General features: G+C 63.8%; 14 protein-coding genes. 9 read left to right on the plus strand and 5 right to left on the minus strand.

The features are described from left to right. Window positions 1-52: 52 nt before the first annotated feature. Genes mnmE through rpmH form a run of 5 tightly spaced genes read right to left on the minus strand, consistent with a single transcriptional unit; the run spans window position 53 to window position 3,816 of the window. Complete coding sequence (gene mnmE / locus ACH5N8_RS00215; RefSeq protein ID WP_483282038.1) at window positions 53-1,399, minus strand: tRNA uridine-5-carboxymethylaminomethyl(34) synthesis GTPase MnmE; 1,347 nt, start codon at window positions 1,397-1,399, stop codon at window positions 53-55. A 49-nt stretch (window positions 1,400-1,448) separates the two neighbouring features. Further along, the gene (yidC, locus tag ACH5N8_RS00220; RefSeq protein WP_483282039.1) at window positions 1,449-3,098 is read right to left on the minus strand and encodes a membrane protein insertase YidC; all 1,650 of its coding nucleotides are present in this window, start codon (window positions 3,096-3,098) and stop codon (window positions 1,449-1,451) included. 15 nt (window positions 3,099-3,113) lie between these two features. Then, window positions 3,114-3,329, minus strand: a complete 216-nt coding sequence (gene yidD / locus ACH5N8_RS00225) for a membrane protein insertion efficiency factor YidD (protein WP_460027163.1) — start codon at window positions 3,327-3,329, stop codon at window positions 3,114-3,116. Further along, window positions 3,284-3,676: a ribonuclease P protein component gene (rnpA, locus tag ACH5N8_RS00230; protein WP_460027164.1), complete on the minus strand. Its 393-nt coding sequence runs from the start codon at window positions 3,674-3,676 to the stop codon at window positions 3,284-3,286. Before rnpA ends, yidD begins: the two co-directional genes overlap by 46 nt. Before the next feature lie 5 nt (window positions 3,677-3,681). Further along, window positions 3,682-3,816 (minus strand): 50S ribosomal protein L34, encoded by a 135-nt coding sequence (rpmH, locus tag ACH5N8_RS00235; protein WP_460027165.1) that lies wholly within the window; start codon window positions 3,814-3,816, stop codon window positions 3,682-3,684. Window positions 3,817-3,996: 180 nt separating this feature from the next. Here rpmH and dnaA point away from each other — a divergent pair, with 180 nt between their 5' ends. The 9 genes from dnaA (at window position 3,997) to ACH5N8_RS00280 (ending at window position 13,960) form a co-directional block, all read left to right on the plus strand. Next, window positions 3,997-5,316: a chromosomal replication initiator protein DnaA gene (dnaA, locus tag ACH5N8_RS00240; protein WP_460027166.1), complete on the plus strand. Its 1,320-nt coding sequence runs from the start codon at window positions 3,997-3,999 to the stop codon at window positions 5,314-5,316. Between the two features lie 61 nt (window positions 5,317-5,377). After that, complete coding sequence (gene dnaN / locus ACH5N8_RS00245; protein WP_483282040.1) at window positions 5,378-6,484, plus strand: DNA polymerase III subunit beta; 1,107 nt, start codon at window positions 5,378-5,380, stop codon at window positions 6,482-6,484. Window positions 6,485-6,506: 22 nt separating this feature from the next. Then, window positions 6,507-7,586, plus strand: a complete 1,080-nt coding sequence (recF, locus tag ACH5N8_RS00250) for a DNA replication/repair protein RecF (protein ID WP_483282041.1) — start codon at window positions 6,507-6,509, stop codon at window positions 7,584-7,586. Between the two features lie 7 nt (window positions 7,587-7,593). Then, window positions 7,594-10,017 carry a DNA topoisomerase (ATP-hydrolyzing) subunit B gene (gene gyrB / locus ACH5N8_RS00255; RefSeq protein ID WP_483282042.1) on the plus strand — a complete coding sequence of 808 codons (2,424 nt, stop codon included), beginning with the start codon at window positions 7,594-7,596 and terminating at the stop codon, window positions 10,015-10,017. 3 nt (window positions 10,018-10,020) lie between these two features. Continuing rightward, complete coding sequence (locus ACH5N8_RS00260) at window positions 10,021-10,233, plus strand: hypothetical protein (RefSeq protein ID WP_483282043.1); 213 nt, start codon at window positions 10,021-10,023, stop codon at window positions 10,231-10,233. A gap of 257 nt (window positions 10,234-10,490) precedes the next feature. After that, window positions 10,491-10,829, plus strand: a complete 339-nt coding sequence (locus tag ACH5N8_RS00265; RefSeq protein WP_460027170.1) for a DUF5658 family protein — start codon at window positions 10,491-10,493, stop codon at window positions 10,827-10,829. A gap of 217 nt (window positions 10,830-11,046) precedes the next feature. Continuing rightward, on the plus strand, window positions 11,047-11,886 hold the full coding sequence (locus tag ACH5N8_RS00270) for a bestrophin family protein (RefSeq protein WP_483283157.1): 840 nt from the start codon (window positions 11,047-11,049) through the stop codon (window positions 11,884-11,886). Between the two features lie 74 nt (window positions 11,887-11,960). Next, window positions 11,961-13,403 (plus strand): DUF6513 domain-containing protein, encoded by a 1,443-nt coding sequence (locus ACH5N8_RS00275; protein ID WP_483282044.1) that lies wholly within the window; start codon window positions 11,961-11,963, stop codon window positions 13,401-13,403. After that, on the plus strand, window positions 13,400-13,960 hold the full coding sequence (locus tag ACH5N8_RS00280; protein WP_483282045.1) for a DUF447 domain-containing protein: 561 nt from the start codon (window positions 13,400-13,402) through the stop codon (window positions 13,958-13,960). Before ACH5N8_RS00275 ends, ACH5N8_RS00280 begins: the two co-directional genes overlap by 4 nt. Window positions 13,961-13,962 lie beyond the last annotated feature (2 nt).

The raw sequence follows: 13,962 nt of genomic DNA on the forward strand, positions 1-13,962 counted from the left end.
GGGTAGAGTGGCCGCTCCCGGCAATACCTGCCCGGCGAGGAAATGGGATCGTCTACTTGCCGATGCAGAAACTGGCGAATATGCGGCCCAGCAGATCGTCGCTGGTGAATTCGCCGGTGATCCCGGAGAGGGATTGCTGAGCCTGGCGCAGCTCTTCCGCGACCAGTTCGGCAGCGCCGTCGTCGAGCCGGGCACGCGCCTGGTCGAGGGCGAGGCGCGCCTGGTCGAGGGCATCGAGGTGGCGGCGGCGAGCGGTGAAGATACCCTCGGCTTCGCTGTCGTAGCCGACGCTGGCCTTGAGATGCGCTAGCAGGCTGTCCAGGCCTTGGCCGGTCTTGAGCGAGACATGCGCCACCATGCCATCCGCTGTGCGGGTCAGGCCCGGTGCCCGGCCGGTCAGGTCGATCTTGTTATGAACTCGGGTGACAGGGAGATGCGACGGCAGGGTGCCGAGCAGGCCTTCGCTGCTCTCGGGATCGCTGTCGTCGATGAGCAGCAGTACGTGGTCGGCGGATTCGATTTCGGCGCGGGCGCGACGCATGCCCTCCCGTTCGACCGGATCGTCGCTGTCCTCGCGCAGGCCGGCGGTGTCGATGACATGCAGGGGCAGGCCGTCGATCTGGATGAATGCCCGCAGGGTGTCGCGGGTGGTGCCGGCAATGTCGGTGACGATGGCGGTGTCACGGCCAGTGAGGTGATTGAGCAGGCTGGATTTGCCGGCATTGGGACGGCCGGCGATGACGATGCTCATGCCTTCGCGCAGCAGGCAGCCCTGGCGGGCCTGGGTCCGCAGCGTCGCCAGCCGTTGAGTCAGGCCATCGAGCTGTTCGCCGAGGCGCGCTTCGGCGAGGACATCGATGTCCTCGTCGCTGAAGTCGATGGCGGCTTCGACATGCAGGCGCAGCTGGATCAAGGCTTCGACCAGGCCGTCAATCTGACGCGAGAATTCTCCCTGCAGCGAGCGTTGGGCCGATCGGGCGGCGCTGGCGGTGGTGCTGTCGATCAGGTCGGCGATGGCCTCGGCCTGGGCGAGATCGATCTTGTCGTTGAGGAAGGCACGTTCGCTGAATTCGCCGGGTCGCGCCAACCGCCCACCGAGGGCCAGAATCCGCTGCAGCAGCATATCCAGCACCACCGGGCTGCCATGGGCGTGGAGCTCCAGTACGTCTTCGCCGGTGAAGGAACGCGGCGCAGGGAAATACAGGGCCAGGCCCTGATCCAGGCTCTGCCCGTCCGTGTCCAGGAAGTGGCCGAAGTGCGCCTGCCGGGGTGGGATGGTTGTTCCCAGCAGGGCTTCGAGGATCGCGGGTACCTCGCTACCCGAGACACGAATGATGCCGATGCCGCCCCGGCCGGCCGGGGTGGCGATGGCTGCGATGGTCTCCGCGGTGGGCGTCATGCGAGGAGCCCATGGGCGGCGCACGGCGCCGCCCGGGTTGGTCGCGCCCTCAGGCCTTGGCGGCCACGCTGGCGACGATGGTCTTGTTGATGTACCACTGCTGCAGGATGGACAGGAGGTTGTTCACCACCCAGTACAGCACCAGGCCGGACGGGAAGAAGGCGAAGAAGCCGGTGAACATGATCGGGAAGAACTGCATGATCTTCGCCTGCAGCGGATCGGACGGCGGCGGGCTGAGCTTTTGCTGGATGAACATGGATACGCCCATGATCACCGGCAGGATGAAGTAGGGATCCTTGGCGGACAGATCGGTCAACCAGCCGATGAAGGGCGCCTGGCGCATCTCCACGGCTTCGATCAGCACCCAGTAGAGGGAGATGAACACTGGGATCTGCACCAGGATCGGCAGGCAGCCGCCCAGCGGATTGACCTTCTCCTTCCTGTACATCTCCATCATGGCGTGATTGAGCTTCTGCTTGTCGCCGGCGTATTTTTCCTTCAGCTCGGCGAGCTTGGGTTGCAGCTTGCGCATGTTGGCCATGGAGCGGTAGCTGGAGGCCGAGAGGCGGAAGAACAGGGCCTTGAGGGTGATGGTGACGAAGATGATGGCCCAGCCCCAGTTGCTGAAGATCTTGTGGAACTGCTCCAGCAGCCAGAAGATCGGCTTGGCGATCAGGGTCAGGGCACCGTAGTCCACGGTCAGGTCCAGGCCCGGCGCGGTGGTTTCCAGCACGCGTTGCAGTTTGGGGCCGGCGAACAGCTGGGCCTGGGCGCTCTTGCTCTCGCCCGGGTTCACGGTCAAGGGCGGCGCGTAGGCGCCGATGACGAAATGATGGTCGGACAGCGCCTTGGTGTAGAAGTTGTTTTCCTGTCCGGTGGCAGGTATCCAGGCGGCGAGGAAGTAATGCTGGATCATGGCAATCCAGCCCTCCTGGGACTTGCGGCTCAGATTGTCGCTGGCCATGTCCTTGAAGGAGATCTTTTCGTATTTTTCCTCGGGGGTATACAGCACGCCGCCTGTATAGGTGCGGACGAACTGGTCCTTGTTCTTGTCGCCCGGATCCTTGCGCTGCAGCTGGACATACTGGCGCGCGCTCCATGAATTCTGCCCGTTGTTGGCAACCTGTTGCTCCAGGCCGATGTCGTAGCTGCCGCGCTTGAAGACATAGGTCTTGGTGACGGTTACACCGGTCGGACCCACCCAGGTCAGCGGGACCCGCAGCTCGCCCTGGCCGTCGGCCAGGCGGTATTGGCCGGCGCTGGTCTGCCAGAGAGTGTGGTGGTTGGGGGAGTTGGCCTCGTCGCCGATGAAGCCGCTCTGGGCGACAAACACCAGATCCTCGTCGGTCAGCAGCCGCACCGGTTTGTCTGGCGTGTCCTTCGCTTGCGGATATTGCAGCAGATCCAGCAGGCGCAGATCGCCGCCCTCGGTGTCGATCTCCACCCGCATGACATCGGTCTCCACCTGCACCCGCTGCTTGCGGATCAGCTCGGCGCCGCCGCCGGCAACGGCCGAACCGGTGGTGCCGGCTGCTTCCCCTGCCGTACCCGGAACATCCGGTCTGGCCGCAGACGCGCCGGTTCCGCTCTGGCCAGCGGGCGCAACCGGCTTGGGTCCGTAATCCAGTTGCCATTGCTGGTACAGCATGACACTCAGGAAGAAGAAGAACACGATCAGTACGAACCTTGCGTTATCCATGGGAGGGGTTTCCGTTTACTTGTCGGGTACGGGATCGATGCCGCCTTCGTGCCAGGGGTGGCACCTGGCAAGGCGCTTGACGGCCAGAACGGTGCCGCGCCAGGCGCCGTAACGCTGGATCGCGGTCAGCGCATAGGCCGAACAGGACGGCTCAAAACGACAATGATGCCCCAACCAGGGGCTGATCAGATAGCGGTAGAGCTGGATGAGGCCGACCAAGAGGTACCGCATTGCTTCACCAGACGTTGCCAGTGTTTCCGCAATGAGCGATGGAGGTGTTCATGATCTGCCTGGGATGCGGGGGAGCGCGCCATGACGACAAAGTCGAAACCGGCCAGCTGTCGCTGATGCAGTCGAAAGGACTCTCGGCTGACGCGCTTGATCCGGTTGCGGTCTGCGGCTTTTCTCACTTGCCGCTTGGAGATGGCCAGGCCCAGCCGCGGGAAGTTGCGTCCATTGGCGCGCGCCATGACGCTGAGGTAGTGATCGGCGGACCGGGTGGCTTCCGCGAAGACCTGCTGGTAATCCTTGGCCTGGGTAAGTCGCAGCGTGCGCGGGAAGCCGAAAGGCGCCGGCAAGATCGTCAGACGGTCAGCCGCTTGCGGCCCTTGGCCCGGCGGGCGTTGATGACAAGACGGCCACCGCGGGTCTTCATTCGGGCGCGGAAACCGTGGGTCCGCACACGCTTGATCTTGCTGGGCTGATACGTTCTTTTCATGATGGAAACCTTGGAAACCGACGATGCAAAAGAGGCAGAATGCTAAAACAGGGAAGAATGGCGTGTCAATCCTGCGGCCGGGCCGATGCTTGGGTTATATTAGCTGGCCTGCCGTGAGACCGATCTGCTCCCCATGCTGATGCCCCTGTTGCTTCCCTCGTTCGTTTCCGCCATCCCGTCATGAGTCAGCTCTGGTCCCAGTGCATGAGTCGCCTGGAAGGTGAGCTGCCGCCGCAGCAGTTCAACACCTGGATTCGCCCGCTGCAACCGGTCGAGAATGGTTCCGAGCTCAAGCTGCTGGCGCCCAACAAGTTCGTGCTGGACTGGGTGCGCCAGCATTTCTTCAGCCGTATCGAAGAGGTGCTGAGCGCACAGAATGATCCGGCACCGACCGTATCGCTGGAAATCGGCACCCGTGCCAGCGAGCCCTTGCTGGCGCGCCCTGTCCCTGCGCGCAAGCCGGGCAGTGCCAAGAAGGTGCCCAACAACCTGAATCCCGCGTTCACCTTCGCCGACTTCGTCGAGGGCAAGTCGAACCAGCTGGCCAAAGCGGCCTCCCTGCAGGTCGCGCAGAACGTCGGCCGCGCCTACAACCCCCTGTTCATCTATGGCGGCGTGGGGCTCGGCAAGACCCACCTGATGCATGCCATCGGCAACGAGATTCTCAACGGCAATCCTGGTGCCAACATCGTCTACCTGCATTCCGAACGCTTCGTGTCGGACATGGTCAAGGCGCTGCAACACAATGCCATCAACGCTTTCAAGGATTACTACCGCAGTGTCGATGCCCTGCTCATCGACGATATCCAGTTCTTTGCCGGCAAGGAGCGTTCGCAGGAGGAGTTTTTTCATACCTTCAACACGCTGCTGGAGAACAAGCACCAGGTTGTCCTGACCTGCGATCGCTATCCCAAGGAAATCAAGGGACTCGAGGAGCGGCTGAAGTCGCGCTTCGGCTGGGGCCTGCCGGTGGCAGTGGAGCCACCCGACCTGGAGACGCGGGTGGCGATCCTGATGAGCAAGGCCCAGCATGCCGGCGTGGACCTGCCCGACGAGGTGGCGTTCTTCATCGGCAAGCGCATACGCTCCAACATCCGTGAACTCGAAGGCGCCCTCCGGCGCGTGATTGCCAATTCCCATTTCACCGGCAAGCCGATCACGCTGGATTTCGCCCGTGACGCGTTGCGCGACCTGATCGCGCTGCAGGACCGGCTGGTCAACGTCGAGAACATCCAGAAGACGGTTGCCGAGTACTACAAGATTCGCGTCGCCGATCTCCTGTCCGCCAAGCGGACCCGCTCGGTGACACGCCCGCGGCAGGCAGCCATGGCGCTGGCCAAGGAGCTGACCAACCACAGCCTGCCGGAAATCGGCCAGCTGTTCGGCGGCCGCGATCACACCACCGTGCTGCATGCCTGCCGCAAGGTGCAGGAATTGAAGGAAAGCGACAGCAAGTTCGCCGAGGACTACAGCAACCTCAAGCGCACGCTCTCGGCGTGATCCCGAGGTTTTTGCCCCGCCGTCGTCGCTCCCGACCGTTCAACCCCAACAGGATCCATGCATGAAGTTCGCCATCGCCCGTGAGACTTTGCTTACCCCGCTCTCGCAGGTCATCGGTGTGGTCGAGAAACGCCAGACCCTGCCGATCCTGTCGAACGTGCTGATGCGGCTCAGCGACGGACGGGTGGAACTGACCGGTACCGATCTCGAGGTGCAGCTGGTGGCCAGTGTGGAGGCTGGCTCAGGCGAGGAGGGCGCGGTCACCGTGCCGGCCCGCAAGTTGCTGGACATCTTCCGTCTGTTGCCGGACCACAGCGAAGTCAGGGTCGAGCAGCGCGACGATCGCCTGGGCATCCGTTGTGGCAGCAGCCGTTTCAGCCTGGCTACGCTGCCGGTGGAAAACTATCCGGCCTTTGATTCGGGCACGACCGAACTCGAAGTCTCGCTGCCGGGCGAGACGCTGCGACAGGCGCTGGACAAGACCCTCTTTGCCATGGCACAGCAGGATGTGCGCTACTACCTTAACGGTCTGCTGCTGGATTTCGAGGGTAGCACGCTCAGGGCCGTCGCCTCGGATGGCCATCGTCTGGCGCTGTTCCAGGAAACGTTGCCCGCCCACTTCGCCAACAACCGCCAGATCATCGTGCCGCGCAAGGGCGTGCTGGAATTGGTGCGGCTCCTGGGCGATGCCGACGATACGGTGATCCTCCAGATCTCGCCCAATACCGTGCGTGTCAATCTGGGGTCGGTGGTGTTCTCCGCCAAGTTGATCGAGGGCCGCTTCCCCGACTATCAACGCGTCATGCCGCGCGATCTCGACCGCCATTACCGCGTTGAGCGCGATCTCTTCCGCGGGGCGCTGAGCCGGGTTTCGGTGCTCAGTCTGGAAAAGCAGAAGAGCATCAGCCTGGAAGTCCCCGAAGGCGAGGGCGTCATGATCCTGAAAAGCCAGAATACCGAGCACGAGGAAGCCGAGGAGCGCGTGGCGCTGGAGGCCGAGGGTGGCGGTGTGTCGGTCGGCTTCAATGCCGGCTACCTGCTGGATGCGATCGGCCATGCCGATGCCGAGCATGTCCGCCTGTCCTTCACGCCGGCGGCCAACAGCTGCCTGATCGAGGATACGGTCGACACGCGGTACAAGTACGTCGTCATGCCCATGCGGCTCTGAGCCGGGTCGCCCGCGTCCACGGATGAGCCTGGTCAGGCTGGACGTCGTCGGGTTGCGCAACCTTGCGCCGATCAGTGTCGAGCCCCATCCGCGGCTGAATCTTCTGGTCGGCGCCAATGCCAGTGGCAAGACCTCGCTGCTGGAGGCGGTCTACCTGCTGGCCCGGGCGCGTTCCTTTCGCACCAGCCAGATCGGCCAGCTCATCCGGTTCGGTGCCAGCGAGCTGACCGTGGCCGGCCGCGTAGCCGCCGATGCCGATGCCGGCGGCTCCATGCCCATCGGCATCCGTATCGGTCGGCGCGAGCGCGAACTCCAGATCGGCGGTCGCCCGGCGCAGTCCAGCGCCGAGCTGTTGCAGGTGTTGCCCCTGCTGGTCATCCAGCCCGCCGGCATTGCGCTGATCGACGGCGCGCCCAAACTTCGGCGCCAGTTCCTGGATTTCGGCGTCTTTCATCGGCAACCCGGCTATCTCGACGTCTGTCGCCGTTACGCCAAGGCGCTGCATCAGCGCAACGCCCTCCTGCGTGCCGGGCAGGCGGCAGCCCTCAAGCCGTGGGATCGGGAGCTGGCCCGGTACGGTATAATGATGCATGAGGCACGCGGGGACTATCTCGAGCGCCTCACGCCTTTTTTCAACGAAATAGGGGGGCGCTTCTTTTCCGGATCGCATTTCGCCCTGCGTATGCAGCCGGGCTGGGATCTTTCCCTCCCGCTGGCGATGGCGCTGGAAAATGATGTCGCGACGGACCTTCGCCATGGCCATACCCAGTCAGGTCCACACAAGGGAGACTTCTCCGTCCTCCTCGATCAGCGCCCCGTCAAGGCATACGTATCCCGCGGGCAGATGAAGCTGCTGGTGTACGCGCTGCTACTGGCGCAGTCGCGCCTGATGGAAGAACGGATCGGCACTGCAGGTTGCGTTCTGATCGATGACGTCGCCTCGGAGCTAGACGAGAACAACAAGAACATTCTGCTGGAGCTCCTGCGCGGCCGCCCCACCCAGTTTTTCATTACGGCCACTTCGCGCGAGGCCATCGCCGACCGGCTGCCGACGGAATCGGCCGTGTTCGAGATGGCGCAGGGCCGGCTCAGCCAGGCATGACCAACCCATGACCAATCAGATATCCCCCTCCGAATACGACAGTTCATCCATCAAGGTGCTCAAGGGGCTGGACGCCGTGCGCAAGCGTCCGGGCATGTATATCGGCGATACCGACGACGGCACCGGTTTGCACCACATGGTGTTCGAGGTGGTCGACAATGCCATCGACGAGGCGCTGGCGGGCTACTGCAGGAACATCAAGGTCACCATCCATGCGGATGAGTCGATTACCGTCAGCGACGATGGCCGCGGCATTCCGGTGGACATCCACGCCGAGGAGGGGCGCTCGGCGGCCGAGGTCATCATGACCGTGCTGCATGCCGGCGGCAAGTTCGACGACAATTCCTACAAGGTTTCGGGCGGTCTGCATGGGGTGGGGGTTTCGGTCGTGAATGCCCTTTCCGAAATCCTCACGCTGGAAATCCATCGTGGCGGCAAGATCTACCGGCAGCATTACGCACACGGCGTACCGCAGGCGCCGCTGTCGCCCGTGGGCGACAGCGATGTCACCGGCACCACGGTCCATTTCAAGCCCAGCGCGGAGACTTTCAGCAACATCGAATTCCACTACGACGTTCTCGCCAAGCGCCTGCGCGAGCTGTCGTTCCTCAATTCCGGTGTCCGCATCGTGCTCAGGGACGAGCGCTCGGACAAGACTGACATCTTCGAATTCGAGGGCGGCATCCGCGCCTTCGTCGAGCACCTCAACAAGAACAAGACCCCGCTGTTCGAGAAGGTCTTCTACTTCCAGACCGAGAAGGATGGCATCACGGTGGAGGCGGCCTTGCAGTGGAACGATTCCTACCAGGAGAACATTTACTGCTTCACCAACAATATCCCCCAGCGCGATGGCGGTACCCATCTCGCCGGTTTCCGCGCCGCGCTGACCCGCACCCTGAACCAGTACATCGAGGAGCAGGGCCTCCTGAAGAAACAGAAGGTCGACACGTCCGGCGACGATGCCCGCGAGGGCCTGACCGCGATCCTTTCGGTCAAGGTGCCCGACCCCAAGTTTTCCTCGCAGACCAAGGACAAGCTGGTGTCTTCCGAGGTCAAGCCGGTGGTGGAATCGGCCATGGGCGAGAAATTCCAGGAATTCATGCTGGAGAATCCCGCCATCGGCAGGACCATCGCCAACAAGATGATCGATGCCGCCAGAGCCCGCGAAGCCGCCCGCAAGGCGCGCGAGATGACCCGGCGCAAGACGGCGCTGGATATCGCGGGTCTCCCCGGCAAGCTGGCCGATTGCCAGGAAAAGGACCCCGCGCTGTCCGAACTGTTCATCGTCGAGGGTGATTCCGCCGGTGGTTCCGCCAAGCAGGGCCGTGACCGCCGCACCCAGGCCATCCTGCCGCTCAAGGGCAAAATCCTCAACGTGGAGCGGGCGCGCTTCGACCGCATGATTTCCTCGGAGGAGGTCGGCACCCTGATCACCGCCATGGGCTGCGGCATCGGGCGCGATGAATACAACCCCGACAGGTTGCGTTACCACCGCATCATCATCATGACCGATGCCGACGTGGACGGCTCGCACATCCGCACCCTGCTCCTGACCTTCTTTTACCGGCAGATGCCGGAGCTGATCGAGCGCGGCCACATCTACATCGCCCAGCCGCCGTTGTACAAGGTCAAGAAGGGCAGGCAGGAGCAGTACGTCAAGGATGACAACGAACTCAACGACTACCTGCTGCAGCTGGCGCTGGAAAAGACCCGCCTGCACCCGGACGAGGCCACCCCGCCCATCCAGGGACCGGGTCTGGAAAAACTGGCGCGGGATTACCTGGCCGTGCGCGCCGTCGTCGACCGGCTGGCCCATCGCTATGACGAGACCCTGCTGAACGCCTTCAGCGAGCTGCCCGCCATCGATCCCGCCCGGCTCGCCGACCCGGCCGTCGTCTCGGTCTGGGTGGGGCAGCTGCGCGAGCGGCTCGGTCGCATGGAGGCGGGCGCGCGCTTCGCCCTGGAACCGGAATGTGGCGAGCAGCCGGAGTCCTTCCGGCTGCGCGTCAGCAAGCGCCTGCATGGTGTCTACAAGCATTTCGACCTCTCCGCGAGCTTCTTCCATTCCGGTGACTATCGGCGCCTGGCCGGTTTTGCCGGCATCACGGATGGCCTGTTCGGCCCGGACACGTGCGTGGCCGCCGACGAGCGCCGCGAGCCGGTGACCAACTTCCGCGCCGCCTTCGACTGGATGATGTCGGAAGCCAAGCGCGGCCAGCACATCCAGCGCTACAAGGGGCTGGGCGAGATGAACCCCGAGCAGCTGTTCGAGACCACGCTGGATGCCAGCACCCGACGCCTGCTTCAGGTGCGCATCGAGGATGCCATCGCTGCCGACGAGATCTTCACCACGCTGATGGGCGATCAGGTCGAGCCGCGCCGCGACTTCATCGAACGCAACGCCCTGGAAGTGACGAATCTGGATATCTGACGCATGGCCCATCGGCAACGGCGCGCGGTCATGCCCGATCCGGGGAAGGTCTCCCGTTTGATGCTCCTTCTGGCCGCCCTTGTGAGCCTGGCGGTTGACGCCGGGCAGCTGCTGGCGGGCTTGCCGGGCCACGGCGCGGTCTATCACCTGCAAACGGGCCTGAAAGGCTGGCTGGCAGAGGGCAGGGCCACCAGCGCATGCCGCGGCTGTTATTAACCCGGCCATTTTTTATCGAACGGCTACAAACCATGGAAGCCTTGTGTGGCGCGGCAACTGACCCCATGGCCGTACGTTTTATTGTGGCCGGAGTAATAGGGGGAGGATGCCAGCATCCGGCCATCGGGGGGCTGGCGGCATTCTTGTTGCCCGGCCCTGCCGGCGCAACACCGGGATCGGGCGGCATATGCAGATTATTAGGTTTTGTTTATATTCTTGCGCTAGAATGGAAGCCTGTCGCAAGGTAGCTCCGCGTCATGAATACAGCCCTGATTTATCTGTTCGCATCGCTCCATATCGCCGATGGAGCGCTTACCTACCTCGGCTTGCAGCTCTATGGCCTGGCTGAAGCCAACCCGCTGTTGTCCGGGCTCGCCGCCGAGGTGGGGCTGGGGACGGCCATCATCGGCGGCAAGTCGCTGGAGACGGTCCTTGCCTACCGCCTCTACAAGCGCCGTGTCATCTTCAAGAAACACCCTTCGCTGGTGGCAACGCTGGCACTGGCGGTCCTGTTCTATACGGGTGTGGTCATCAACAATGCCTGGCTGGTCTTCGACGCACCCCCCGTCGCAGCGTCGGTATCGAACGAGATCTGAACAAGGCTTGCCGCCCCGGATGCTCGTCTCCGGCAAGGTCGTGATGCGTCATCGCATGGGGTGCCCGGAAATCAGGCCTGTGCCATCCGCCCGGGACAGCCTTGGTCGCGCAACATATTCCGAAAGCGGCCATCCTGCCGGTTGCCCGGGTACCTTGCCGGGATGATCACCGCAGCGTAGCCGGCGCAAGTTTTCGTGCAGGGAGGAAAGCCAAATCATTAGCTACAACCCCAAATCCTGGTGGGGTCTCATTTTCAAGTTCCACAGGAGCGATACCTTCCGGCGGTTGTTGCCCATCATGCTGACCATCGCGCTGTTCGCGGCCAGCGTGAGATACCTGGACGCCAACATTCTGCCGGGCTATTTCCACACGACCGGTGTGGTCCATTCGCTGTTTGGCTTCGTGATCTCGCTGCTGCTGGTGTTCCGCACCAACACCGCCTACGAACGCTGGTGGGAAGGGCGCAAGCTGTGGGGCCAGCTGGTCAACACCTCGCGCAATCTGGCCCTCAAGCTCGATGCCTGGCTGCCCGAGCGACATGCCGCGCGCACCCTGCTGGCCAATCAGCTGACGCGTTTCCCGGTGGCCCTGAAGGATCACCTGCGCGACCAGCCGTGGGACGAGCCGGGGCATATCGTGCACGGGCCCAACGCGGTGTCGGCCGTTCTGTTCGCACAGATCGAGACCTTGTGTCGCCAGGGCGAGCTGACATCCTGGCAGCTGCTTTGCCTCAATCAGGAACTCAGCGCCCTCGCCGACATCTGTGGCGGCTGCGAGCGCATCAAGCGGACGCCCATCCCGTATTCCTACAACCTGTTCATCAAGAAGTTCATCTTCGCCTACATCCTGGCGATGCCCTTCGTCTTCGCGCCGGAGTTCGGCTACTGGACCTGCCTGTTCACGACCTTCATGTTCTATGTCTTGGGCAGCCTGGAAATCCTCGCCGAGGAAGTGGAAAATCCCTTTGGTACCGACGCGAACGACCTGCCGATGGACGAAATCGCCGCCACCATCGCGCGCAACGTCCGGGAAATTCTGCAGCACCCCCGCGACTGACGGCCGGGCGGGTGCGCGTCGGCGGGATTGCTATAATCGCCGCCCTCTTTCGGTCCCGTGACGCCATCCTAGCCATGCCCGAGCACATCCTCTTTCTCACCGGCAAGCTGGCCGAAAAGCAGTTGCGCCGGACACTGGAGGAGATGGAGCCGGATTTTCTCTGGAAGGTGCAGCCCTTGGGCATCACCGTGGCCGCCCTGATGACGGCCGACATGATCCGTCGCCGGCTGAAGGATACCCAGGGCGCCGACCGCATCCTGGTGCCGGGCCGCTGCCGCGGCGACCTGGTGTCGCTGTCCGCCGATTTCGGCCTGCCGATCGAGCGCGGCCCCGACGAGTTGCACGATCTGCCCGAGTTCTTTGGCAAGCAGGCGCGGCGCCCCGATCTCGGCCGCTATGAGCTGCGCATCTTCGCTGAGATTGTCGAGGCGCCGCAGCTGGACGTGGACGGCATTCTCCGCCGGGCGCGCGACTATCGCCGCGACGGCGCCGACGTCATCGACCTCGGCTGCCTGCCGGCGACCCCGTTTCCGCATCTGACCGCCGCCGTCCAGGCGCTCAAGGCCGAGGGTTTCGGGGTCAGCGTCGATTCCCTGGAGCCGGAAGACCTGGTCCAGGGCGGCCGTGCCGGGGCAGACTTCCTGCTCAGCCTCAGGGAGGACACGTTGTGGGTCGCGGACGAGGTGGCGGCGACGCCGATCCTGATCCCGTCGCCGCACGGCGATCTCGACTCGCTCGACCGGGCCATGGCTGTCCTGCAGGCCAAGGGACGGGATTTCATCGTCGATCCGATTCTCGATCCGATCCATTTCGGTTTCACCGACTCCATCCTCCGCTATCACGAGGTTCGCCGCCGCCACCCGCAGGCCGACATCATGATGGGGGTCGGCAACCTGACCGAGCTTACCCACTGCGATACCGCCGGCATCAATGCGACCCTGCTTGGCATCTGTTCGGAGCTGCATATCAGGTCGATCCTGGCGACTCAGGTCAGCAAGCACGCCCGCCGGGCGGTGCGCGAAGCCGATCTGGCGCGGCGCATTCTCTACGCGGCGCGCGAGCTGAACCGCCTGCCCAAGCATATCGACGATCGCCTGATGGCCCTGCACGAACGTTCACCCTTTCCGCTCAGTCGCGGGGAAATCCAGGAGCTGTACGAGGCCATCAAGGATCCCAGCTACCGGATACTGGTAAGCCCCGAGGGCATGCATATCTTCAACCGTGACGGCTTGCACACGGCCGAGGACCCCTTCGCGCTGTACCCGAAACTCGGCGTCGAAACCGACGGTGGCCACGCCTTCTACCTGGGCGTGGAGCTGGCCCGGGCGCAGATTGCCTGGCAACTCGGCAAGCGCTACACCCAGGATCAGCCGCTGGAATGGGGCTGCCAGGTCGATCTGAAGGAGGATCCCGCCATCAATCCGCATGCCTACAAGCCATCCGGCCCCACCCTGCACCAGCGGCGCGAACGCGAGGCGCCGGACGGGGACGTCCTCCTGCCGGAGGGCAATCCATGATTCGCGAGGTCATCGTCACGTCCCGCTCGCCCGATGGCGAAAGCCATATCGCCCCGATGGGCATTCATGTGACCGGCGCGGACAGGTTGCTGATGCCTTTCAAGCCCTCGCGGACCCTGGACAACGTGCTGGCGACCGGCGTGGCGGTGATGAATTTCACCGACGATGTGCGCGTTTTTGCCGGCTGTCTGACCGGTCGCCGCGCCTGGCCGCTGGTGCCGGCGGTCACGACCGATTGCCTGCGTCTGGCCGGCGCGCTGGCGCATGCCGAGCTGCGACTGCTGCGGCATGAGGACGACCCATTGCGCCCGCGGCTGCATTGCCGCGTCGTGCACGAGGGCAACCATGCGCCGTTCCGGGGTTTCAACCGTGCCCAGTTCGCGGTGCTGGAGGCGGCAATCCTGGTCAGCCGCCTGCACATGCTGCCGACTGAAAAAATCGAGGCGGAGCTGGCCTATCTGCGCACCGGCCTCGACAAGACCGCCGGAGCCGCCGAGCGCGAAGCCTGGGGATGGTTGATGGAACGGATCGAGCAGCATCGGCGGGGTTCGCCATGATC

The organism is Methyloparacoccus sp. NF-16 (genome assembly GCF_056880625.1).